This is a genomic window from Mycobacterium sp. TH-M11, assembly GCF_057473725.1.
Map to the genome: position 1 here is coordinate 26,018 of NZ_JBYCLD010000104.1, position 21,384 is coordinate 47,401.

Annotated in this window: 25 protein-coding genes and 3 pseudogenes; 9 read left to right on the forward strand and 19 right to left on the reverse strand. The window is 65.9% G+C overall.

Features of this window, described 5'->3' with window-relative positions; translation table 11 throughout:
* Positions 1-639 precede the first annotated feature (639 nt).
* From AC2VOG_RS04420 to AC2VOG_RS04445, 6 genes and pseudogenes are all read left to right on the forward strand, one after another.
* The gene (locus AC2VOG_RS04420) at positions 640-912 is read left to right on the forward strand and encodes a hypothetical protein (protein WP_486938701.1); all 273 of its coding nucleotides are present in this window, start codon (positions 640-642) and stop codon (positions 910-912) included.
* Positions 913-1,100: 188 nt separating this feature from the next.
* A complete protein-coding gene (locus tag AC2VOG_RS04425) occupies positions 1,101-1,436 on the forward strand; it encodes a hypothetical protein (RefSeq protein ID WP_486938702.1) in 336 nt (111 codons plus the stop codon).
* Between the two features lie 419 nt (positions 1,437-1,855).
* Entirely contained in the window at positions 1,856-2,125 is a 270-nt protein-coding gene (locus AC2VOG_RS04430; protein WP_486938703.1) for a type II toxin-antitoxin system Phd/YefM family antitoxin, read from the forward strand.
* Entirely contained in the window at positions 2,122-2,535 is a 414-nt protein-coding gene (locus AC2VOG_RS04435; protein ID WP_486938704.1) for a type II toxin-antitoxin system VapC family toxin, read from the forward strand. Before AC2VOG_RS04430 ends, AC2VOG_RS04435 begins: the two co-directional genes overlap by 4 nt.
* Before the next feature lie 86 nt (positions 2,536-2,621).
* Positions 2,622-2,800: pseudogene (locus AC2VOG_RS04440) on the forward strand (DUF4178 domain-containing protein); the annotation flags it as partial.
* A 72-nt stretch (positions 2,801-2,872) separates the two neighbouring features.
* Positions 2,873-3,107: pseudogene (locus AC2VOG_RS04445) on the forward strand (polyamine aminopropyltransferase); the annotation flags it as partial.
* Here the strand turns inward: AC2VOG_RS04445 and AC2VOG_RS04450 are convergent.
* On the reverse strand, positions 3,108-4,019 hold the full coding sequence (locus AC2VOG_RS04450) for a hypothetical protein (protein ID WP_486938705.1): 912 nt from the start codon (positions 4,017-4,019) through the stop codon (positions 3,108-3,110).
* Positions 4,020-4,138: 119 nt separating this feature from the next.
* The gene (locus tag AC2VOG_RS04455) at positions 4,139-4,894 is read right to left on the reverse strand and encodes a YebC/PmpR family DNA-binding transcriptional regulator (RefSeq protein ID WP_486938706.1); all 756 of its coding nucleotides are present in this window, start codon (positions 4,892-4,894) and stop codon (positions 4,139-4,141) included.
* Between the two features lie 287 nt (positions 4,895-5,181).
* On the opposite strand from AC2VOG_RS04455, the gene AC2VOG_RS04460 reads away from it, so the two are divergent.
* On the forward strand, positions 5,182-6,000 hold the full coding sequence (locus tag AC2VOG_RS04460) for an oxygenase MpaB family protein (protein ID WP_486938726.1): 819 nt from the start codon (positions 5,182-5,184) through the stop codon (positions 5,998-6,000).
* On the opposite strand, the gene pdxT is transcribed toward AC2VOG_RS04460, so the two are convergent.
* The 11 genes and pseudogenes from pdxT to AC2VOG_RS04515 all read right to left on the reverse strand — a co-directional run bounded on the left by pdxT (position 5,984) and on the right by AC2VOG_RS04515 (position 16,437).
* Positions 5,984-6,580 carry a pyridoxal 5'-phosphate synthase glutaminase subunit PdxT gene (pdxT, locus tag AC2VOG_RS04465; RefSeq protein ID WP_486938707.1) on the reverse strand — a complete coding sequence of 199 codons (597 nt, stop codon included), beginning with the start codon at positions 6,578-6,580 and terminating at the stop codon, positions 5,984-5,986. The genes AC2VOG_RS04460 and pdxT overlap by 17 nt on opposite strands.
* Positions 6,577-7,409 (reverse strand): annotated as a pseudogene (tesB, locus tag AC2VOG_RS04470) (acyl-CoA thioesterase II). The gene pdxT and the pseudogene tesB overlap by 4 nt, the downstream one beginning before the upstream one ends.
* 9 nt (positions 7,410-7,418) lie before the next feature.
* Positions 7,419-8,336, reverse strand: coding sequence for a pyridoxal 5'-phosphate synthase lyase subunit PdxS (pdxS, locus tag AC2VOG_RS04475; protein ID WP_486938708.1), 918 nt, complete (start codon positions 8,334-8,336; stop codon positions 7,419-7,421).
* A 91-nt stretch (positions 8,337-8,427) separates the two neighbouring features.
* The gene (locus AC2VOG_RS04480) at positions 8,428-9,456 is read right to left on the reverse strand and encodes an NUDIX hydrolase (RefSeq protein WP_486938709.1); all 1,029 of its coding nucleotides are present in this window, start codon (positions 9,454-9,456) and stop codon (positions 8,428-8,430) included.
* Positions 9,456-10,580, reverse strand: coding sequence for a glycosyltransferase family 4 protein (locus AC2VOG_RS04485; RefSeq protein WP_486938710.1), 1,125 nt, complete (start codon positions 10,578-10,580; stop codon positions 9,456-9,458). Before AC2VOG_RS04485 ends, AC2VOG_RS04480 begins: the two co-directional genes overlap by 1 nt.
* On the reverse strand, positions 10,580-11,467 hold the full coding sequence (locus AC2VOG_RS04490) for a phosphatidylinositol mannoside acyltransferase (protein ID WP_486938727.1): 888 nt from the start codon (positions 11,465-11,467) through the stop codon (positions 10,580-10,582). Before AC2VOG_RS04490 ends, AC2VOG_RS04485 begins: the two co-directional genes overlap by 1 nt.
* Before the next feature lie 56 nt (positions 11,468-11,523).
* Positions 11,524-12,192, reverse strand: coding sequence for a phosphatidylinositol phosphate synthase (gene pgsA, locus AC2VOG_RS04495; protein ID WP_486938711.1), 669 nt, complete (start codon positions 12,190-12,192; stop codon positions 11,524-11,526).
* Between the two features lie 27 nt (positions 12,193-12,219).
* A complete protein-coding gene (locus tag AC2VOG_RS04500; protein ID WP_486938712.1) occupies positions 12,220-12,774 on the reverse strand; it encodes an ATP adenylyltransferase in 555 nt (184 codons plus the stop codon).
* The gene (thrS, locus tag AC2VOG_RS04505; RefSeq protein ID WP_486938713.1) at positions 12,767-14,812 is read right to left on the reverse strand and encodes a threonine--tRNA ligase; all 2,046 of its coding nucleotides are present in this window, start codon (positions 14,810-14,812) and stop codon (positions 12,767-12,769) included. Before thrS ends, AC2VOG_RS04500 begins: the two co-directional genes overlap by 8 nt.
* Before the next feature lie 81 nt (positions 14,813-14,893).
* Entirely contained in the window at positions 14,894-15,508 is a 615-nt protein-coding gene (locus AC2VOG_RS04510; protein ID WP_486938714.1) for a PaaI family thioesterase, read from the reverse strand.
* A gap of 50 nt (positions 15,509-15,558) precedes the next feature.
* On the reverse strand, positions 15,559-16,437 hold the full coding sequence (locus AC2VOG_RS04515; protein ID WP_486938715.1) for an aldo/keto reductase: 879 nt from the start codon (positions 16,435-16,437) through the stop codon (positions 15,559-15,561).
* Between the two features lie 59 nt (positions 16,438-16,496).
* Here AC2VOG_RS04515 and AC2VOG_RS04520 point away from each other — a divergent pair, with 59 nt between their 5' ends.
* Both AC2VOG_RS04520 and AC2VOG_RS04525 read left to right on the forward strand, forming a co-directional pair.
* On the forward strand, positions 16,497-16,994 hold the full coding sequence (locus AC2VOG_RS04520) for a DUF1990 domain-containing protein (RefSeq protein ID WP_486938716.1): 498 nt from the start codon (positions 16,497-16,499) through the stop codon (positions 16,992-16,994).
* A gap of 109 nt (positions 16,995-17,103) precedes the next feature.
* Positions 17,104-17,952, forward strand: coding sequence for a DUF559 domain-containing protein (locus AC2VOG_RS04525; RefSeq protein WP_486938717.1), 849 nt, complete (start codon positions 17,104-17,106; stop codon positions 17,950-17,952).
* A gap of 37 nt (positions 17,953-17,989) precedes the next feature.
* Here the strand turns inward: AC2VOG_RS04525 and AC2VOG_RS04530 are convergent, their stop codons facing one another.
* The 6 genes from AC2VOG_RS04530 to AC2VOG_RS04555 form a co-directional block, all read right to left on the reverse strand.
* Positions 17,990-18,946 carry an NAD(P)H-dependent flavin oxidoreductase gene (locus AC2VOG_RS04530; protein WP_486938718.1) on the reverse strand — a complete coding sequence of 319 codons (957 nt, stop codon included), beginning with the start codon at positions 18,944-18,946 and terminating at the stop codon, positions 17,990-17,992.
* Between the two features lie 4 nt (positions 18,947-18,950).
* Positions 18,951-19,292, reverse strand: coding sequence for a cupin domain-containing protein (locus AC2VOG_RS04535; protein ID WP_486938728.1), 342 nt, complete (start codon positions 19,290-19,292; stop codon positions 18,951-18,953).
* A gap of 22 nt (positions 19,293-19,314) precedes the next feature.
* A complete protein-coding gene (locus tag AC2VOG_RS04540; protein WP_486938719.1) occupies positions 19,315-19,740 on the reverse strand; it encodes a hypothetical protein in 426 nt (141 codons plus the stop codon).
* Positions 19,737-20,399 (reverse strand): helix-turn-helix transcriptional regulator, encoded by a 663-nt coding sequence (locus AC2VOG_RS04545; RefSeq protein WP_486938720.1) that lies wholly within the window; start codon positions 20,397-20,399, stop codon positions 19,737-19,739. The genes AC2VOG_RS04540 and AC2VOG_RS04545 overlap by 4 nt, the downstream gene beginning before the upstream one ends.
* Positions 20,400-20,544: 145 nt before the next feature.
* Positions 20,545-21,030: a hemerythrin domain-containing protein gene (locus tag AC2VOG_RS04550; RefSeq protein ID WP_486938729.1), complete on the reverse strand. Its 486-nt coding sequence runs from the start codon at positions 21,028-21,030 to the stop codon at positions 20,545-20,547.
* A gap of 14 nt (positions 21,031-21,044) precedes the next feature.
* Positions 21,045-21,384 (reverse strand): Rieske (2Fe-2S) protein (locus AC2VOG_RS04555; RefSeq protein WP_486938721.1); only part of this gene is annotated, 340 nt, incomplete at its 5' end.

Here is a 21,384-nt window from a genome sequence, read left to right on the forward strand (position 1 = left end):
GCGGACCGCTGATGATCACGCTCCGCCACCCCTGGTGGTCCTGAGGAAATCTTAGATCTGCACGTCAATCGGGCGGCAAAATTTATTTATTTAAGGTGTCAATTTGTCGCTCATCGAGCGTCTACCTAAAATAGCCCTAGCAACCGTTTAGCTGCAGAAACGATGCTTCGAGACCCCGGCGTGCTATGGCGCGCAGAAGGAGCGCACGTACGGCCGCGTCAAACTTGAGTTGCTGCAGGCGTTCTTTCGTGACTTGGGGCTCGAACAGAACGAATCGAGGCAGACCGAATGTCGCCGAGGCCTTTTCGGCAATGGCCTCCCTGCATCAACAGAGCGCGATATTCTCACCTGAATGACGGACAGGCCTGTCACCCGATCCTCCGACGCTGAAAGCCAGAAACACGCCAGCGGGGAGCCCACTTCTTCCACGGTGCATCTCCCGCGAGGTTCGAAAACGTTGCCTTGGTTGACGTATGCGGCCCTCACGATCGCCGTGATCGCCGCTGTCCTTGCCGCACTGGCGTATTTTTAGCCGGCGCACAACCACGCCTCGGTAGCTCAGCAGAGCGGTGACCCGAAAACGAACATTTGCTCTGCCTATAACGCTGCCCACAAATCGGTAGTCGCCAACACACACACATGCAAAGCAACAACCCGAACGACGCGGTCGCCGAACTCGCCGTGGCGACCAACGCACGATTGGCCCTCGTCGGCGGTGGGGCGTACCTCAGAGATCGACTCGACGCAAACACTGCGGCTCCAAAGGATCTGGCGAACGCAATCAACACGTTCGCCAACACGATCGAACAACTTGGCATCAACTATTTGAGTGGCGCGGGGGCAGACGCCCAGGATTCGTTGCGGCACGACCTCGACTCCCAGATCACCCAACTCGACAAGTCGTGCGGGTGACTTGCTAATCTCCGATCTGTGCGGCTGTCGGCGGACGACTGCGCCGGCAGCCTTTCGCGGAAGCCGCGGAAAACTACGGCGATACCCTTAGGCCGAGCTGACCCAATCTCGATACTGCGCAGCAGTATTCGCGCATACTGGACACCATGAGGATAAGCGGGGCGTTCCTGGCCGAGAAGGTCGAAGTAATGAACAACAAGCTGAACGTGAAAGGCGGGGTGATATCCAATTACAACGTTGGTCGCGACCGAGTAGCGCACTTCAATATCGTGGTATTGACGCAAGGCGGCACTGAAGACACCGACGGGATAGATCGCCTGGTCGTCATAGAGGTCGTCCCGCCCAACGGTGGAGAACCCCTGCACATGCACCGCGAACTGCCGATGAACTTGAGAAAGGCAGACGTGGGCTTTGTATGCTTCCAGTTCCGGCTTACCTTGAATCTCAATGGCCGCTGGGTCGTCAAGATGAGCGGCGCAGCGGGAGAAGTTGCACTGCCACTGACCGTCAGCGGTCCGCGCTAGGCGTTTCGCAGCGTGAAGACGGGCACCAAGAACTCCCTTTGAATTCGTGCGTTTGGCAGCCCGCCTCCGGTTGTGGAACTACGTTCACGGCAGCGGTGGCGCACGGGATCGCCGATCAAACAAGGTAATTAAAGCCGTAGACCTGAGCGCGGCTGCCGGGGTGACCGTGGCTACGGCGTTGTTCACTCTGGGCGCCGCGTCGACCGCCTGCAGCCGTACCGTGAGCGGCATCGCCATCGTGCATTACGGCGGAAACGGCTTTGCGACGGAAGATCCGAGCGGCGACGGTGGTAACGACTTGTCCCGGGCTGTGCGGTGGCATTGCGAGGACCGCGTCATCCAATACGGCAACCAGACAGTCATCTTTGACGCCCGCTACACATATCCGCCTGTAGCACCTCATGTGCTACCCTTTCTGAGTGGAGACAGTCGGGATTCGTGAGCTACGCCAAAACGCGAGCGTGTGGGTAGCTAAAGCGGAGGCCGGCGCGACCGTGCAGATCACCGACCGCGGCCGTCCGGTAGCCCGCCTGGTGCCGCTTACAGCCGCCGAGCAAACGCGCGACAAGCTCATCGCCGAATCGCAGTTGATACCCGCGACCGCACCACGTATTCCCTTCAGCGGCGCCGATCTCCTCAAAGGGCGGTCACTCACTCCCATCCTGGACGAGCAACGCGCCGACCGATGATCTACGTCGACACCTCGGCCACGGTGAAACTTGTTGTGGCCGAGGAAGAGTCATCGGCACTGATCGACTGGCTCAACGACCACCTTGACCAAAACTTGGTCACCAGCGCCGTCGGTCATATCGAGTTGATCAGGGCGGCCGCGCGAGTGGGTCCCGATGCCTTGGTGCTAGCACGAAATGTTGCGTCGACGATCGACGCCGTGATCCTGACAGACACTATCGCTGCGGCGGCCGCCACCATGCCGCCACCCGAGTTACGTACCCTCGACGCGATACACCTCGCCACTGCGCACACATACCGGCGAGGTCTTACCGCGTTCTGTGCGTACGATCGCCGACTCCTCGCGGCTGCAGCGTCGCAGGGCTTGCCGATCGTCGCCCCCGGGTCGATGCGGACATCGACTAGATAAGCGCGCGCGACCAGCACAGCTGTTGCGTTAACCCCACTAGTAGTCCCCACGGCCCGGTCGGGGCATACAGAAGGGTCCGCGCATGGGGCCCGTTCGTCTGGTGGGAACACCTACTGAGCCGATCTGGTTCAGCGTCGAAGACGACTACGGTCAGCTCGAACTCGCGATATGGACGGCGCGCAAGGGTTTACAACTTCAGCCGAGCGGCCAGCACGTCATCGAAGGTGCGACCTACGACGAGTCGGAGCGCAGGCACCGAGGGCACAACAGATGACGCTGCTGCAGCTGGTGCCACCGACACCGGCCGGACGTTGGCCAACCACAATGCCCCCGACTACCTGGGCGCGTTGGTCGGCCCATGTTCGGTGACTGGGGATTCGCGCTGGCGCGCCGGGGCGACACCGCGCCGCAGCCCGTCCTGCCCCGCAACTCGCCGCCGCTGCGCTTCCTCAATCCGTCGGTGCTCGAGGCCGCGACCGCCTTCGCTCCCGACGTGCGGCCCCGGACGTTAGAGCCGTCTGACCCTGGAGCACCCGCGCGTCGTCGAAGACATGCGCCACGGCTACGACTAGTCACGCCGAGATCGACGGTATCGCGAGAAAGCGCGAGAGGGCACCACGCTGGCGTCGATCTGGGTGCCACCCGCGACGCTCCAGAGCTCGATATACCCGGTTCACGATGGCGCGGGATTGGTGTTCGGAGACCACCCGGATGACGATCCACCCCTGGCCCTCAGCGACGCCGAGCTTGTCGATGTCCTTGACAAAGCGCCGTCGATCACTGCGGTGGTAATCGCCGTCGTATTCTGCGGCAACCTTGTATTCTTCCCAGCCCAGGTCGAATACGGCAACCAACTGGTTACCTCGATACAGCGGGAGCTGGACGGTGGGTTGTGGCAGACCGGCGTCGCGAAGCAATATGCGTAGCCAAGTCTCCTTCGGCGACATCGCTCCGCCATCGACGAGCAGCAATGCGGCCCCTAGTCGTCGCAGACCTCGCACGCCCTTGTGTCGCTGCCCAAGCGCAAGCACCTCGTCGATCGAAAACGGCGCAGCGCGCATCAGCGCGTCGAGATACGCGACTGCCCTCCCTCGAGGCTGATGACGACCCAGGTCGAACGCGGTTCGAGCAACCGTCGTCACCGGCAAGCGGCGCACTCGGGTGAGCTCGCCCGTCTCCAGCGTCTCGTTGCGCACCACCAAACCACGTTGCGCCCGAGCACTTTTCCCGATCAAATCAATGGGAATGTCGGCGTCTACCCATGCTGCACCGTGCAGCGCCGCGGCGGCAGCGCCGGCTATGACCGCGTTTCGGCGTGACCACAGCCAAGCCCCCACGGTTCGGTCGTTCAACGACGGCTGGTGGCCCCGCGGCACATAGACGTCACGGAAAATCGGTTGGTACCACCGGCGCAGTTCGTGCTCGGTCAGCGCCGCATCGCGAAGCGCCTCACTACCACGAAAGACCTCTCCCACGGACGACATGGTGCGCGATGCCCCCGGTATCCCGCGAACACCCATCCACACCCTCGTCGAGACTGACGGCAGCGCGAGAAAGTGCGAGAGATTGTCTCGCTAGCGTCGACCTCGGCGCAGGCAGCGAGTCATTCTTCGTCGAGGGCGGCCAAGACCTCGTCGGACAGATCGACATTGGTGTAGACGTTCTGCACGTCGTCGCTGTCCTCCAGCGCGTCGACGAGTTTGAACACCTTGCGCGCGCCCTCGACGTCGACGGGCACGCTGACCGACGGCTGGAAGCTGGCTTCCGCCGACTCGTAATCGATGCCGGCGTCCTGGAGGGCAGTGCGCACTGCCACCAGATCGGTGGGCTCGGAGACGATTTCGAAGCTTTCACCGAGATCGCTGACGTCTTCGGCGCCGGCCTCCAGGACGGCGGCCAACACGTCGTCCTCGCTCAGGCCGTTTTTTTCCAGAGTGACAAGACCCTTGCGGGAAAACAGGTAGGCCACCGATCCGGGGTCGGCCATGCTGCCGCCATTGCGGGTCATCGCCACCCGTACCTCGCCCGCGGCACGATTACGGTTGTCGGTCAGACACTCGATGAGCACCGCGACACCGTTGGGGCCGTAGCCCTCGTACATGATGGTCTGCCAGTCGGCGCCGCCGGCTTCCTCACCGGCGCCGCGCTTGCGCGCCCGCTCGATGTTGTCATTGGGCACCGAGGTCTTCTTGGCCTTCTGGATCGCGTCGTACAGCGTCGGGTTACCCGCCGGATCGCCTCCCCCGGTACGCGCGGCAACCTCGATGTTCTTGATGAGCCGGGCGAACTCTTTGCCGCGGCGGGCGTCCTTGACGGCCTTCTGGTGCTTGGTGGTGGCCCACTTGGAATGGCCGCTCATCGGCTAGTACCTCTTCTGTCGCTCGCAATTCGCCTGCCGAGTCTACGTGGGCGTACCGCGCGTCCACTTGACCGGCCGATCCCTAGGGGCTAGCAGAAAGTTGGGGGTATGCCTTGTGCCCACTTCGGAGCGACAACACCTGGTCCGCGGGCACAACGACACCCGGTGGTCGCGGTGCCGCGCGTGACGGCTGCGACGCAGCGATCCAGGCGGCTACCGTGGTACCGGTGACAGCACAGAGCTCGTTGAAAGCGGTGCGCGAGGCATTGGGCAGCCGCCTCTTCGAAATGGTCGCCGGTCCCAACGGTCCGTCCGAGCGCGAGCGCATCCACCACACGCCGGGGCCCCGCTGGTTCGCCGACGACCGCCCGATCCGCCGAGTCCACGCCGATGCGTCGATGTTCGTCGGCGGGTTGCGCGCGTTGCTGCTGCAGTCGCTGCACCCGCTGGCGATGGCCGGCGTCGCCGAGCACTCCAACTACCGCGCCGACCCGTGGGGTCGGCTGCAACGGACCAGCACTTTTTTGGCCGAAACCACGTTCGGGTCCGCCGTCGACGCCCAGCGCGCCGTCGACCGCGTCCGGGGTATCCATCGGCGGGTACACGGCGTGGCAGCCGACGGTAGGGCCTACACGGCCACCGATCCGCACCTGCTGGAGTGGGTGCACGTCGCCGAAGCCGACAGCTTCCTGCGAGCCCATCAGCGCTACGGTGCCGCCCCGCTGGATCAGGCCGGTCGCGACGGCTACGTCGCGGACATGGCCGAAATCGCATCGCGGCTCGGCGTGCTCGACCCACCGCGTACCGAACATGAACTAGCCCAACGGCTTCAGGATTTTCGGCCAGAGTTGCGCAGCACTTCGGCGGCGCGCGACGCCGCTCGATTCCTGCTGCTGACGCCGCCGCTGGCGTTGCCGGCCCGGGCACCCTATGGCGTGCTGGCCGCCGCCGCAGTCTCGACGCTGCCGTTGTGGGCCCGCATTCCGCTGCTGCTGCCGTATTTTCCGCCCGTCGAGGTCACGGTCGTGCGCACGGTGGGACGCGTTCTGGTGGGCGGCATTCGGTGGGCCCTGCCGGCCCCCGGTGCGGTCAGCGCCGGCCGCTGACGATGTCGACGAACAACTGGTGAATGCGACGGTCGCCCGTCACCTCGGGGTGAAACGCCGTCGCCAGCACGGCGCCTTGGCGCACCGCGACGGGATGGCCGGCCGCAGTAGCCAACACCTGCACCCCCGCGCCCACCCGCTCCACCCACGGGGCGCGGATGAAGACGGCGTGCACCGGATCATCGAGACCGTCGAACGCGATGTCGCCCTCGAACGAGTCCACCTGTCGTCCGAAAGCGTTACGCCGCACCGTGATATCGATCGCCGAGAGCGGGATCGCCGCGCGCCCCGCCGGGCCCGCGTCACGAATCTCGCTGGCCAGCAGGATCATCCCCGCGCAGGCGCCGTAGGCCGGTAGACCCGCGGCCAACCGCGCGCGCAGCGGCTCGAGCAGATCAAGCTCGCGCAGCAAAAGACTCATCGTGGTGGACTCCCCGCCGGGGATCACCAGCCCGTCGACCGCGTCCAACTCGGCACAGCGCCGCACCGGCACGCCGATGACCCCGACCGCACTCAACGCCGCCAGATGCTCGCGGACGTCTCCCTGCAGCGCCAATACTCCGATGCGCGCGGCGCTCACGAGGATTCACGAGGGAAGCGGGTCAGCCCCTCCTGCATGACGGCGGCGACCATTTCGCCGTGCTGGTTGAAGATCTTGCCTTGGCACAGGGCGCGGCCGCCACACGCCGACGGCGAGGACTGGTCATACAACAACCATTCGTCGGCGCGGAACACCCGCATGACCACATGGCGTGATCCAGCGAGGCGACTTGTAGGTGGTCGCGCTCGTCAAGATGGGTGACCTGCGCGGAGCCGAGCAGGGTGAGATCGCTCATGTAGGCCAGCGCGCAGATGTGCAATACCGGGTCATCGGGCAGCGGATCACGATGCTTGAACCACACCTGTTGCTGGGCAGCCTTGCCCGGCAACAGGTGTACTTGGTCTCGCGGGACGATGCGAATATCCCACTCGCCGAACTGTTTGAAGCCTTCGTCGTCGAAGACCTTCATCGACTTGAGCCCGGGCAGATCGTCCGGCGGCGGCGCCGAGGGCATCACGTCTTGGTGGTGCACGCCCTCCTGATCGGTCTGAAACGACGCCGACATCGAGAAGATCGTCTGGCCGTGCTGGATGGCGTTGACCCGCCGGGTGCAAAACGACCCACCGTCACGCAGCCGCTCGACGATGAAAATCGTTGGCGCCGAAGAATCTCCGGGCCGGATGAAGTAACCGTGCAGCGAGTGCACCAGGAACTGCGGGTCGACCGTGCGGACGGCTGAGACCAGGGATTGCCCGGCTACCTGGCCCCCGAAGGTGCGCTGAAAGTTGCCCTGTTCAGGGCTGAACACACAGCCCCGGTAGATGTTGATCTCGAGTTGCTCGAGATCAAGTATTTTCTCGATCGACACGGACTGTTTTTACCAGCCGCGCTGCGCGAGGCGATGCGGCTCCGGCACCTGCTCGACGTTGATGCCGACCATCGCCTCACCGAGTCCGCGGGACACCTTGGCCAGCACGTCGGGGTCGTCATAGAAGGTGGTGGCCTGCACGATCGCCGCGGCGCGCTGCGCCGGGTCCCCGGACTTGAAAATCCCGGAGCCCACGAAGACGCCCTCGGCGCCGAGTTGCATCATCATCGCGGCGTCGGCCGGGGTGGCGATGCCGCCGGCGGTGAACAGCGTGACCGGTAGTTTGCCGGCCCGGGCGACTTCGGCAACCAGGTCGTAGGGGGCGGCCAATTCCTTTGCCGCGACGTACAGTTCGTCCTCGGACAGCGAGCCGAGGCGGCGGATCTCTCCCCCGATGGCGCGCATGTGCGTGGTCGCGTTGGACACATCGCCGGTGCCGGCCTCGCCCTTGGAACGGATCATCGCCGCTCCCTCGTTGATCCGCCGCAACGCCTCACCGAGATTGGTCGCGCCGCAGACGAACGGCACGGTGAACTTCCACTTGTCGATGTGGTGGGTGTAGTCGGCCGGCGTCAGCACCTCGGACTCGTCGATGTAGTCCACCCCGAGGCTTTGCAGAATCTGGGCCTCGACGAAGTGCCCGATGCGGGCCTTGGCCATCACCGGAATGGTGACAGCGGAGATGATGCCCTCGATCATGTCGGGATCGCTCATCCGCGACACCCCGCCCTGCGCCCGGATGTCGGCGGGCACCCGTTCGAGCGCCATCACCGCGACCGCTCCGGCGCCCTCGGCGATCCGGGCCTGCTCCGGGGTGACGACGTCCATGATGACGCCGCCCTTGAGCATCTCGGCCATGCCGCGCTTGACCCGCGCGGTTCCGGTCCGCACGGCGCCATGTGCGCCATTCGGCTGGGCGCTATCCACTCTCGGTCTCCTTCGTACTGGTGTACGTCCATCCTAGTGGTGCCTGGCAACCGGGTATCGCCGACGACGCTAGGCGGACGGTGGCCGCCGATCAGCGGATAAATAGCAGCTGCCGGGGCTGGTCCGGGGCTCCGGCCAGCGAGACCGCCTCGGCGAGCAGTTCGGACAGCTGAAGGGGATACACCGTCTCCCCCGCCGCGGCCAGCGACGCAATCCCCGACGCGTCACACCAGCGGTGCCCGTGGATGTAGCGCTGTTCCAGCTCGGTGCGCCCCGCGGCGGACGGCTCGAAGCGTCGGGTGCGGTGGACGAAGAAAAATTCCTCGCTGGTGATCACCGCGCCGTTGAAGTCAAACACCGCGTCGCGCCGCCAGATCGGTCCGATCATGTCGGCGGGGTCGACCCGCAGACCGGTCTCCTCGGCCAGCTCACGAGCGGCGGCCCTGGCCAGTGACTCGCCCTCGCCGACCCGACCTCCCACGGTGAACCACCACCGGGCCGCCGAGTCGCCGAGCGCCGGATCCGATCCGCACAACAGCAACACCGCGCCGGTTTCGTCGAGCAGCACAACGCGCGCCGATGTGCGCCGCGGGGCGGCGGCATAGTCGGGGTACCGCGGCGCCTGCGATCGTTCGGCGATCTCGAAATAGCTTGGCAACGGCGCTTTTCCGGCCAGCCGGAACAGCCCGACCAGGCGGCGATCACGCAGCGCGAGCGTGTCGCGGACCGCGTCATTGTGAAATCGGCGGGCCAGCAACACTCGCGTCTCGGCGTCGGCGAGTTCGCCGATCAGGGCTGCCGGCACCGACCCCGGTTCGACCCTCGACAGCGCGCCCGACAACGCGTTCTCGCACGCCTCGCGCGCCTGGCGCGGTGCGTGTTCGGCCGCGTCGGCCAGCACGACCAGTCGCTCGGCGTCGGCGGTGCCGCCGAACACACTCGTGGCGACCGCGCGGACCACCACGGCCCGTCGTGCCAGCGCGGCGTCCAGTGCCTGCCAGGACAGGTCATAGCGCACGTGCAGGCGGTCGAGTCGGTTGGCCGTGCGGTAGCCCCACACCGCGAATCCGAGCACGACGATCAGCAACGCGATCAGCAGCACCACGACGAGCGCGATCATCAGCTCGTCACCTGGACCTTGGTACCGCTGACCGCGACCGTCTCGTAGACCTGCATGATCTGGCTTGCCACCACCGACCAGTCGTAGCGGCGCACTGCCGCCGAACCGGCTGCCACGTAGCGTTGCCGCAGCGCGTCGTCCTCCAGCACCGCGATCAGCCCCTCGGCCAGCGCAGCGCCGTCGGCCACCTTCACCAGCAGGCCGGCCTCCCCGTCACGCAGCACCCGCCGAAACGCGTGCAGATCGCTGGCCACCACCGGCGTGCCGGCCGCCATCGCCTCGACGAGCACGATGCCGAAGCTTTCCCCGCCGAGGTGCGGCGCGCAGTAGACGTCGGCGCTGCGCATCGCCGACGCCTTGGCGGCATCGTCCACCAGGCCCAGAAAGCGCAAATGTCCGGCCAAGCCGCCGACCTTGCTGCGCAGTTCGTCGTCGTTGCCGCGGCCGACGATCAGCACCTGCAGTCCCGGGAAACGCTCGACCAGGCTGGGTAGCGCGTCGACTAGCCCGGCCATTCCTTTGCGGGGTTCGTCGTAGCGGCCCAGGAACAACACTGTCTTGGCCGGCCGGGGGTAACCCGACAGCAGCGGCGCCGACTCGAACGACGCCACATCGACACCGTTGGGAATCTCCACCGCGTCCGAGCCCAGCGCCTCCATCTGCCATCGTCTGGCCAAGTCGGACACTGCGATGCGGCCGACGATCTTCTCGTTCAGCGGCCGGAGCAAACCTTGAAACATGGCCAGCGAAAGCGATTTCGTGGTCGAGGTATGAAATGTGGCCACAATCGGCCCCTCGGCAATCCGTAGCGCCCACAACGACAAGCTGGGCGCATTGGGTTCGTGCAGATGCAGCACGTCGAACTCACCCTCGGCCAGCCAGCGCCTGACCTTGCCGTGCACGTTCGGGCTGAGCTGCACCCGGGCCACCGAGCCGTTGTACGGAATCGGGACGGCGCGACCGGCGGAGACGACGTATTCCGGCAACGACACATGCGGTGACGCCGGGGCCAGCACGCTGACGTCCTCACCGCGGGCCCGCATCACTTCGGCGAGCTGCAGCACGTGCGATTGCACGCCGCCCGGCACGTCGAACGAATACGGGCACACCATCCCGATCCGCATTAGCTCTCCGCCAATCGGGCCCGTCGCTCGTCGGACAGGTCTGCCAGCCACTGCGGCTGAAGCATGTGCCAGTCGGCGGGATGCTCGGCGATGTTGCGGGCGAAAACGTCGGCGAGCGCCTGGGTGACGACTGCGACGTCGCCGCTGGAGCAGTCCAGCGGCGGGAAAAACCTGACCCGGCAGTCCTCGCCGTCGTACCAGCAATGCACGGGCAGCAGTGCCGCCCCGGTGGAGGTCGCCAGCTTCGCCGGGCCGGCGGGCATCCTGGTCGCCTCGCCGAAGAAGTCGACCTGAACTCCCGAATGGGTGAGGTCGCGTTCGGCCATCAGGCACACGACCTTGTTGTCGCGCAATCTCTGGCTGAGCAACGGGAACGGTGGTTGCTCACCGCCGGAGAGCGGAATCACCTCGAATCCGAGGCTTTCCCGGTATTCGATGAACCGCCGGTAGAGCGACTCGGGTTTGAGTCGTTCCGCGACGGTGGTGAACCGGCCGTAGGTCTGGGCCATCCACACCCCGGCCATGTCCCAGTTTCCGCTGTGCGGCAATGCGGCAATGGCGCCGCGCCCGGCGGCCAGCGCCGCATCGACATGCTGTTCACCCTCAACGTGTTCGGCGAGCCGCTCGCCGAGTGCACGGTGATCCATCGTCGGCAGCCGGAACGCCTCGCGCCAATAACGCGCATAGGACTGCAACGACGCGCGCACCAGGCTGCCCGGAACCTCTTTCGGCGCGACGCCGATCACGCGCGCTAGATTCTTGCGAAGTTGGTCCGGTCCACCGTTTCGCGACGAGTAGAGCGCACCGGCGTCGAAGACGTTGCGCGCGGCGAACTCCGGCATCGCACGCACCATCCGCCAGCCGGTCGCATAGCCCCAGTCGGCCATCCGGCCGCTGAGTGAAAACCCGTCGAGTCCCGGCAGTTTCAGACCGGCCGGCACGATCACAGGTCGCGCTCTCCCGGCTGAGCCGACTGGCCGGGCGGCGGCGGCAGCGGGGTGACCGCGGCCGGCGAGCGCCGCACGGTGCGTATCCGCTGAGCACAGGTGACCACGCTGGCCGCCGCCAGCAGCCACATCGCCGCCGGCAGCGCCCAGGCAAGCGGATAAAACGGCAGATCCGACAGGCCCGCGCCGACGAGCACGATGATCAACCGCTCCGGACGTTCGATGAAACCTCCGTCGCCGCGTAATCCGCTGGCTTCGGCGCGGGCCTTGATGTAGGAGATGACCTGCGAGGTGACCAGGCAGATCAGCGTCGCCACCACCAACGGCCGGCTGCCCAAGCCGAACATGGCCCACCACGCCAGCCCGCAGAACACCGCGCCGTCACTGACGCGGTCACAGGTGGCGTCCAGCACGGCACCAAATCGGGTGCCGCCGCCGCTTTCTCGGGCCATCGCCCCGTCGACCATGTCGAACAACACGAAGAAAGTGATCACCAGCGTGCCGGCGAACAGCCGTCCGGTGGGAAACAGCGTCAAGGCGGCGAGCACCGCGGCGGCGGTGGCGATGAGGGTGACCCCGTCGGCGGTGAGACCCGCATGCAGCAACGCCCGGGCCACCGGCGCGGTGACGCGGGCGACCCCCTCGCGGGACAAAAGCTTACTCAACGGCCCCGCTCCCCAGCGTCGCTGCGCTCACGGTTGCCTGTCCCACTCGGTGGCCAACAAGCGGCGGGTGTCGCGCAGCAACTGCGGGATCACCTTGGAGTCGCCGATGATCGTGATGAAGTTGGCGTCGCCACCCCAGCGTGGAACGACGTGCACGTGCAGATGCTCGGCCAGCGAGCCGCCCGCCGAGTGGCCGAGGTTGACCCCGACGTTGAAGCCGTGCGGGCGCGACACGTTCTTGATGACGCGAATCGCCTTCTGGATGAAGGCCATCAGCTCGCCGCTCTCCGGCTCAGTGAGGTCTTCGAGTTCGGAAAGCCGGCGGTACGGCACCACCATCAGATGTCCCGGGTTGTACGGGTAGAGGTTCAGCACCGCGTAGACCAGTTCGCCGCGGGCCACCACCAAACCGTCCTCGTCGGACAGCTGCGGGATGTCGGTGAAGGGCTGTTCTCTGCTGCCGTTGTCCTGCTTGAGTGGCCCCTCCGCCAAATAGCTCATCCGGTAGGGCGTCCACAACCGCTGCAGATGATCGGCCTCGCCGACACCCCGATCCACCAGGCTCGAATCGTCCTCAGCCATGGTTGCTCACCTTGACCAGATCTGCTGTGGGAACGTCGTTTTCACGGTCTGCGACCCACTGCTTGATGACGGCCACCGCCTCGTCCCGAGGAACACCGTTGATCTGGGTGCGATCACCGAACCGGAAACTGACCGCGCCGGCCTCGACGTCGCGGTCGCCGGCGAGCAACATGAACGGCACGCGTTGGTTGGTGTGGTTGACGATCTTCTTGGCCATCCGGTCGTCGCTGGCATCTACCTCAACCCGGATACCGCGTGACTTCAGTTGCGCGGCAACGTCCTGCAGATACGCCACATGTCCCTCGGCGACGGGAATGCCGACCACCTGCACGGGCGCCAGCCAAGCCGGGAAGGCCCCGGCGTAATGCTCGGTGAGGATGCCGAAGAACCGCTCGATCGACCCGAACAGTGCCCGGTGGATGAGGACGGGTCGTTGCCGCGAACCGTCGGCGGCCGTGTACTCCAGATCGAACCGCTCCGGCATGTTGAAGTCGACCTGTAGCGTCGACATCTGCCAGCTGCGCCCCAACGCGTCCTTGACCTGCACCGAGATCTTCGGTCCGTAGAACGCGGCGCCACCCGGGTCGGGCACCAGTTGCAGGCCGGACGCCTCGCCGACCTCGCGCAGGATCTCGGTGGCCTCTTCCCACACCTCGTCGGAGCCGACGTACTTGTCGGGGTCCTTGGTGGACAGCTCCAGGTAGTACTCGTTGAGCCCATAGTCGGCCAGCAAGTCGAGCACGAATCGCAGCACCGAGGTCAGCTCGTCGCGCATCTGGTCAAGGGTGCAGTAGAGGTGCGCGTCGTCCTGAGTCATGCCGCGCACCCGGGTCAGCCCGTGGATCACACCGGACTTCTCGTAGCGGTAGACGCTGCCGAATTCGAAGAGCCGCAACGGAAGTTCGCGATACGACCGTCCCCGCGACCGGTAGATCAGATGATGCATCGGGCAGTTCATCGGCTTGAGGTAGTAGTCCTGGCCCGGTTTGCGTACCGTGCCGTCCTCGTTGAACTCCGCGTCGAGATGCATCGGCGGGTACATGCCCTCGGCGTACCACTCGAGGTGTCCCGACGTGACGTAGAGCTGCTCTTTGGTGATGTGCGGGGTGTTGACGAACTCGTAGCCGGCCTGTTCATGCTTGCGCCGCGAGTACTCCTCCAACTCCCGGCGGATGATGCCGCCCTTCGGGTGGAAAACCGCTAGCCCTGAACCGATTTCGTCGGGAAAGCTGAACAGGTCGAGCTCGACGCCGAGCTTGCGATGGTCACGCTTCTGGGCCTCGTCCAACATCGCCAGGTGGTGGTCGAGCGCTTCTTGGGATTCCCATGCGGTGCCGTAAATGCGTTGCAGGCTGGCATTGTTCTGGTCGCCCCGCCAATACGCGGCCGAGCTGCGCGTGAGCTTGAACGCCGGGATGTGTTTGGTGGTGGGAATGTGCGGGCCGCGGCACAGGTCACCCCAAACCCGTTCGCGGGTGCGGGGGTTCAGGTTGTCGTAGGCGGTGAGTTCGTCACCGCCGATTTCCATGATGTCGGGGTCGCCGGACTTGTCGTCGACGAGTTCGAGTTTGTAAGGCTCGCCGGCCAATTCGGCCCGGGCCTGGTCCTTGGACTCATAGACCCGCCGGTCGAAAAGCTGGCCGTCCTTGACGATCTGGCGCATCCGCTTTTCCAGCTTGTCCAGATCCTCGGGCGTAAACGGTTCGGCCACGTCGAAGTCGTAGTAGAAGCCGTCGACGATAGGCGGGCCGATGCCGAGCTTGGCGTCCGGAAAAAGGTCCTGTACTGCCTGGGCCAATACGTGCGCGGCCGAATGCCGGATGACGCTGCGCCCGTCGTCGGTGTTGGCCGCCACCGGGGTGACCTCGACATCGGCGTCGGGAATCCAGCTGAGGTCGCGCAGCTTCCCGTCGGCGTCGCGGATCACCACGACTGCATCGGGCGCGCCGCGGCCCGGCAGGCCGGCCTCGCGGATCGCGGCCGCTGCCGTCGTCCCGGCGGGCACCCGGACCGGGGCGGGGTGTGCGGGGGCGGTCATCGACGCGGTCTCCATGGCTTTCGGGTGTGCAAACGGACCCGTCCATGCTATCGGGGCGCGTCTGACCCAAGCAGTGGCGGCTTAGGGCTGGCCCGGCTTGAGCAGAACGAACAACGCCTCGGCTTCGGTGAGCACGGTGTCGCCATCGTGAAGGCGCCCCGACACGAAGATCTTGCGGCCTTCCACCCGGTCGACGCCCGCCTCGATCTGCAGCGTGGTCTCGATCGGGACGATCTGGCGGTAGTTGATGTGCAGATAGGCGGTGCGTTGACGTGGCCCGCCGGTGAGCACCGAGGACGTCAGCCCCAACACGGTGTCAAACAGCATGCCGATCGACCCGCCGTGCACGGCCCCGTTGCGGCCCAGGTGAAATCGGGCGAACCGGGCCCAACCCTCGATACGTCCGTCGTCGGTCTTGTGCGCCGACATCGGGATGGTCAAGATGTTGCCGCGGACCGGCAGGTCCATCCGGCGCCCCGACGGCGACCGCCATTCGTCGGTGTCGAAGGGGGCGAGCAGCCCGGACAGCTTGTCCAGCAGGTCAGCGGCCTCGGTGATCACCTCGTCCGGCGCGTCCACCGCGCGGGCATGGTCCTGCAGGGTGCGAACACCATCGATGAACCTGCCGTAGTCCGGCCCGCCCCTGGTGCTGGGATCGGGCGGGTTGAATCCGCCGCCAGGAGGTTTTGCGTTCACTCTGCGCTCAGGGCGCGGCCTTCTCGCACTTGTGCACCCTAGCCGCAGTGTCAATCCGCTTGTTGCTGCCCCAGCGCGCTCAGCTTGTCGAACTCGTCGTCGCTGAGTTCGATCTCGGCGGCGGCGACGTTCTCCTCCAAGTGCGCCACGCTCGAGGTGCCCGGAATCGGAAGCACCACCGGCGAACGTTTCAGCAACCACGCCAGCGCCAGCTGCGAGGGACTGGCATGGTCGTGCTCAGCACCGAGCTGGGCCAGTGGGCCGTCGGGAGCTGCGAGCGGGCCGGCGGCCAGCGGGAACCACGGGATGAAACCGATGCCCTGCTTGGTCGCCTCGTCGAGCAGCGCTTCGGCCTTGCGGGTGGTCAGGTTGTAGAGGTTTTGCACCGACACGATCTGCGCAATCTTCTGCGCGGCGTGCAGCTGGTCGACGTTGATCTCGGAGAGTCCGATGTGGCGGATCTTGCCTTCCTGCTGCAGCTTGACCAGCTCACCGATCTGGTCCTCCAGCGGGAACTTGTCGTCGATGCGGTGCAGCTGAAACAGGTCGATGGTGTCGACGCCCAAGCGGCGCAGGCTCAGCTCGGCCTCCTGGCGCAGGTAGGCCGGGAAGCCCAGCGGGACCCACACGTCGGGCCCGGTGCGCACCAGTCCCGCTTTGGTGGCGATCACCAGACCGTCGTAGGGATGCAGCGCCTCGCGGATGATCTCCTCGGCGACGTAGGGGCCGTAGGAGTTGGCGGTGTCGATGAAGTTGACGCCGAGTTCGGCCGCGCGCCGCAGCACGCGAACCGCTTCGACCCGATCGGCGGGCGGGCCCCACACCCCCTTGCCGGTGAGGCGCATGGCGCCGTAGCCGAGGCGATTGATCGTGAGATCGCCGCCGAGAGTGAACGTTCCGGACGCGTGAGCGGGGGCTTTCGTAGGCACGTCGCCGACCGTACGCCTGCCCGCAAAAACCGGCCAGGTCCGCGTGGCAAGCTGGGTTGGTGGATTTGCACACGATCACGCAGCTGCCATTCACCTATCCGGAAGTGGGCGCGACCGCCGGGCCGTTTCCCCCGGGGTACCAGCACATGGGCTATTCGGCCCACATCGGCATGGGTCAGCTCCGCTTCGAAGAGGCCGCCGACGCGGTCATGCACTGGGGCATGCAGCGCGGCGCCGGCCTACGCGTCGAGGCCACCAGCGACACTGTCACCGCCGGCACCGTCGTCATGGTGAAGGTCGGTTTCCTCAAGGCACCGTGCCGCGTCGTCTACGTCATCGACGAGCCGCATCTGCGCGGCTTCGCCTACGGCACGCTGCCGGGCCATCCCGAGATCGGTGAGGAGCGGTTCGTGGTGCGCCACGATCCGGTCACCTCTGCGGTGTTCGCCGAGGTCTCGGCCTTCTCCCGACCGGCGGCGTGGTGGAGCAAAGCGGGTGGCCCGTTCACCTCGCTGGTTCAGCGAGTGATGAACAAGCGTTACGTGCGGGCGATCTGACCCCAGCTGGTTTCTGCCGACACGTAACTCGCTGCGACGACACGCCGTGGGGAGTCGCGTTGGATTAAGTATCGGGAACCATTGGGGTCGACCAAGGCTCCGATCTTATGTGCGTGAGATATTCCTCGGCAGCGAAACTGTACGTCACGGCGAGCTGACTGCGTATCAGCTCCGATCGCGATTCCAATCGATCTATCCCGACGTGTATCTGCCGAAATACACAATTCCCTCGCTCCGGCAACGGTCGGAGGGGGCGTGGCTCTGGTCGAACCGTCGCGGCGTCCTCGCCGGACTCGCTGCTGCGGCACTGCATGGCTCCGACTGGATCGACGACGACGTACCCGTCGAGTTGATATGGCGCAACCCACATGCACCTGCCGGCATCATCACCCGCAACTACTCGCTTGGCCCTGATGAATTCACTCAGGTCGCGGGGCTCCCAGTCACCACCGCGGTCCGCACGGTCTACGACCTCGGTCGGTTGCTGCCGCGCAGCGCGGCGGTGGCGCGACTGGACGCACTCGTGCGAGCCCATCCAGTTTCTATCGAGGATGTGCGACTGCTCATCGAAGCGCATCCGGGCGCCCACGGTCTGCGACAGCTGCGGGCAGCGTTGTCGCTCGTCGACGGCGGTGCTGCGTCTCCGAAAGAGACCTGGCTACGGCTGCTGTTGATCGACTCCGGACTTCCCGCCCCAACAACGCAGATACCCGTCCACCAGCGGTGGCGGCTGATCGCTTTACTCGACATGGGCTGGGAGGCATACAAAGTCGCTGTCGAATACGACGGTGACCATCACCGGACCAACCGCAGACAATACGCCAAGGACCAGTGGCGAGTGCGCACGCTGGAGTCGTTGGGATGGATTGTCATCCGGGTGATCGCCGACGACACGCCTGACGACGTCGTGCGGCGGACCCGAGCGGCGCTCCGCACGCGCGGCTGCCCCGACACTTAACTCGCTGCGACGACACGCCGTGGGGCGTCGCGCTGGATTAAGTCTCGCCAGCGACCTGACGACCCCAGCCCGCGAGCAGTTCCTGCGCGCCGGTGCAGAGGAGGTCGATGACCTCGCCGACCGGCGCGACACCAGTGACCATCCCCACGCCCTGACCCGCGTTGACCGCAGCGATCCGCCGATCGTCGGCGGCGATAGCGGCGGCGAGTTCGACTTCTGCATCGACATCCTGGGCCAAGTCCTGCTCGTGTCCGCTCCAGCGCGCGACGAATTCGTTGCGCAGCACGCGCGACGGGAAGCGTTCCGCCCAGGGCAGCTGGCGGACGATGTCATAGACCCGGGTGCTCGCGGTGTCGGTTTCGCGGGCCTCGATCAACGCCCTGCGCCCGGCTTCGCTCGTCAACGCCTCCACCGAGGCCGACAGGCAGGTGCCCAGCCACGCTCCGCTGGCCCCGGCGGCCAGTACCGCCGCGAGGCTGCGCGGCGACGCGATGCCCCCCGCCGCCAGGACCGGCACCGACACGGCGTCGAGCACCGCATCCAGCAACGGCAGCGTGCCGATCGTCGCTTCTCCGTGTCCACCGCCTTCGCTGCCGCGCGCCACCACCAGGTCGATGCCGGCATCCTGCGCCCGTCGCGCCTCGTCGCCGTTGTAAACCTGTGTGGCAGCGGCGATTCCGGCGTCGTGCACCCGACTGACCCAGGACAGATCGGTACCGAAACTGACTGAGATCAGCTTCGGCTGCGCGGCCAGCGCGGCCTCGAAAAGGCTGGCTTCCTTGCGCATCACCCAGTCCACCAGGCCGATCCCGAACGTGCCGACGACATGAGGCAGCTCGGCGTGCAGCGCCGACGTCGACCCGGCGGTTCCCATGCCGAGTCCACCGGCGGCGCTCACGCCGGCGGCTAGCCGCCCGCCGGCGACGCCCCCCATCGGGGCGTTGACGATCGGCACATGCAGGCCCATCGTCCGCGACCAGGGTGTCGAAAGCATCCGATTACGCCGAGGGGACGTTCTTCACCACGGTGAGCAGCACCACGGAGTCCTCCACCGACCGCAGCGCATGCCGATGGGACGGAATCGTGACGTGCTCACCCGACCGGCCCTCCCACGTCTGGTCACCAGCGGTCAATTCGACGTGGCCCTGCAGCACCTGCAGCGTCGCTTCGCCGGGGCTCTGGTGTTCGGCCAACTCGTGGCCGGCTAACAGCGCGACCACGGTCTGCCGCAACTCGAAGGCGTGACCGCCGTGGATGGTGTGCGACGCCCGACCGCTATGCGCTTGGCGCGCCGCGGCGAGCTGTTCGGCGGCGACGTCGGTCAATGAGACGGATTCCATCATCAGCCCTTCGGATTGCCCCCTAACTGGATAGTAGAAGAACGCCGCCGGCGATCAACGCCAGCGACTTGATCACTTCGAGACCGACGTAGGCCAGATGTCCGCGCGAACGCGGGGCTTCACGGCCGGCCAACACGTGATCCGAGCGCCGAGACAGCCGCGGCCGAACCACGACGAGTTGCACCGCCAAGACAACGACCGCGACCGCCAGCGACACTGTCACGCCCGGCGGCGGCGGGGCAATGGCGACCGCTCCCACGATGACGAGCGCGAAGACGACCTCGACGGTGTTGAGCGCACGGAACACCAGTCGACCGATGCCCAGGCCGATCCGCAGCGTGACATCAGGAGCACGGAATTTCAGCGGTGCTTCGAGAAACGAAATCGCGAGCACCATACCCAACCAGACCAAGGCGACGGCGGCGGCGAGCGCCGAGACACGGCTCACGTCGCGGCGGCTTTCCGAGCCAGGTGCGCCACGCACACATCCGGTTCGACGAAGGCATCGAGCCGATCGACCGTGATCGGGGCCTGCCAGGTTTCCAGCGCACCCCGCATCAGACCCAGGTGGGTCAGGCAGACGACGGCTTGCTGTTTCTCCGCCACCTCGAGAAACGGGCAGTGCCTCAACTCGACCTGCTCGGACCGCCGCTCGGGGGCAAATCCTAGCTCGTCGAGCAGATCGACGAGCTGATCGATCGACTCCTCGGCGTCAGCCACACCGGCCGTGGTCGGCACGGACCGCTGCAATGTACGACCCCAGTCGCGACCCGCAGCCATCGCCTTGGCCGCGGCGTCGCGATCGCCGGCCAGGCCGGAAGCGAAAATCTCGGCCAACAGCCGATAATGGCGGAGACCGCCGGGATCCATCCGCGGAGTTGCCCGGAACATCAGGGCGGGCCGGCCGGGACCTTTGCGCTCCGATGTGACCCGCTCCGCGCGGCCCATACTGACCAAGGTGCCGAGGTGAAAGCGCACGGTGTTGGGATGCACATCCAGCGCGTCGGCGATATTGACGATACTCATCGGAGATTCCGCCGCTTTCAACGTCCTCAGCACGTCCTGACGGCGGCCGAGTAGCTGCCTTGCGTGGTGGGCGGCGGTCATTGTCGCCGAGATTCCGCCGCCGTGCGCACGCGGATCGCATCGACGCCCGGCGACGTGTTCCCAGCCTTCCCCATGACATCCATTCACACCGCCTTAAACGAATCCTGTTGTCGTTGAATGAGTCTCAGAAGCTGCTCCGATGACTCTACAGTGATCGCAATATGGATTTCCTGGCCCTTATCCGCAGCTTGTGCACCTTCGACCCGCGGAGTTCCTCGATGCGGGATGCCATTTTCTCGCCGAGACCAACCAACTCATCGTCAGTGATTGTCACCGACGGCGGCACCGGGATCATGTCGCGCTCTTCCTCGTCGGCGTGGGCCTCCAAAACGGTTGCGAAGGAGTGCCATTCGTCTTCGTAGGTAGGCGCCGCCGGCGAAGTGCGCAGCAGCACCGAAAGCTGATCCGAGACCTGACGGTGCTCGGCGTGCGCAATGGCTATCAACGAGCTGGCCGCAGACAGGGCCGGGTAGTACAGGTCATCTTCGATGCGAAAATGGATGTCGAGTTCGACCAGCAGATCGTCGAGGTACTGCTGACGTTCGGGAGCAACCGCCGGGGTCGCGGAGATCTTTTTGACCAGCCCCTTGAGCACCTTGTGATGGTCTTTCAACACTGTGTAGGCACTCACACCTCGGTAGGCACTCATTTCGCACCCTCCTGCGCAGCCCGGAGCTTTGCTACCGGATCCGGATAATGGCCGTTTCCGCGTAACTCGATCATGCCGTCGTTGACCCGCGTTTCATACCGTGGCAGCGGCGCCGCCGACGGGCCGCGCACCACGGCCCCCGAGCAGGCGTCGAATCTCGAACCGTGCCAAGGGCATACCAGCCGACCGCGGTCGATCCAGCCGTCGCTCATCGGGGCGGCGAGGTGCGGACAGAACTCCCCGAAGGCCGCGACCTCCCCGTCGGTACCGGTCCGGCACACCACCAGGCCGACTCCGTCGACTTCAACGCGATCCGGCTTTCCGGCTTTGAGCGAA

What these genes read in the sequence shown, in the direction of transcription:
- AC2VOG_RS04485 (WP_486938710.1), bottom strand. Translation starts at nt 10,580, where the DNA reads ATGCGGATCGGGATGGTGTGCCCGTATTCGTTCGACGTGCCGGGCGGC.
- AC2VOG_RS04480 (WP_486938709.1), bottom strand. Translation starts at nt 9,456, where the DNA reads ATGATCGCGCTCGTCGTGGTGCTGCTGATCGCGTTGCTGATCGTCGTG.
- AC2VOG_RS04450 (WP_486938705.1), bottom strand. Translation starts at nt 4,019, where the DNA reads ATGTCGTCCGTGGGAGAGGTCTTTCGTGGTAGTGAGGCGCTTCGCGAT.
- AC2VOG_RS04490 (WP_486938727.1), bottom strand. Translation starts at nt 11,467, where the DNA reads ATGGCCGACTGGGGCTATGCGACCGGCTGGCGGATGGTGCGTGCGATG.
- AC2VOG_RS04455 (WP_486938706.1), bottom strand. Translation starts at nt 4,894, where the DNA reads ATGAGCGGCCATTCCAAGTGGGCCACCACCAAGCACCAGAAGGCCGTC.
- AC2VOG_RS04460 (WP_486938726.1), top strand. Translation starts at nt 5,182, where the DNA reads ATGGTCGCCGGTCCCAACGGTCCGTCCGAGCGCGAGCGCATCCACCAC.
- AC2VOG_RS04535 (WP_486938728.1), bottom strand. Translation starts at nt 19,292, where the DNA reads ATGGAATCCGTCTCATTGACCGACGTCGCCGCCGAACAGCTCGCCGCG.
- thrS (WP_486938713.1), bottom strand. Translation starts at nt 14,812, where the DNA reads ATGACCGCCCCCGCACACCCCGCCCCGGTCCGGGTGCCCGCCGGGACG.
- AC2VOG_RS04425 (WP_486938702.1), top strand. Translation starts at nt 1,101, where the DNA reads ATGAACAACAAGCTGAACGTGAAAGGCGGGGTGATATCCAATTACAAC.
- AC2VOG_RS04530 (WP_486938718.1), bottom strand. Translation starts at nt 18,946, where the DNA reads ATGCTTTCGACACCCTGGTCGCGGACGATGGGCCTGCATGTGCCGATC.
- AC2VOG_RS04500 (WP_486938712.1), bottom strand. Translation starts at nt 12,774, where the DNA reads ATGGCTGAGGACGATTCGAGCCTGGTGGATCGGGGTGTCGGCGAGGCC.
- AC2VOG_RS04435 (WP_486938704.1), top strand. Translation starts at nt 2,122, where the DNA reads ATGATCTACGTCGACACCTCGGCCACGGTGAAACTTGTTGTGGCCGAG.
- AC2VOG_RS04420 (WP_486938701.1), top strand. Translation starts at nt 640, where the DNA reads ATGCAAAGCAACAACCCGAACGACGCGGTCGCCGAACTCGCCGTGGCG.
- AC2VOG_RS04545 (WP_486938720.1), bottom strand. Translation starts at nt 20,399, where the DNA reads ATGACCGCCGCCCACCACGCAAGGCAGCTACTCGGCCGCCGTCAGGAC.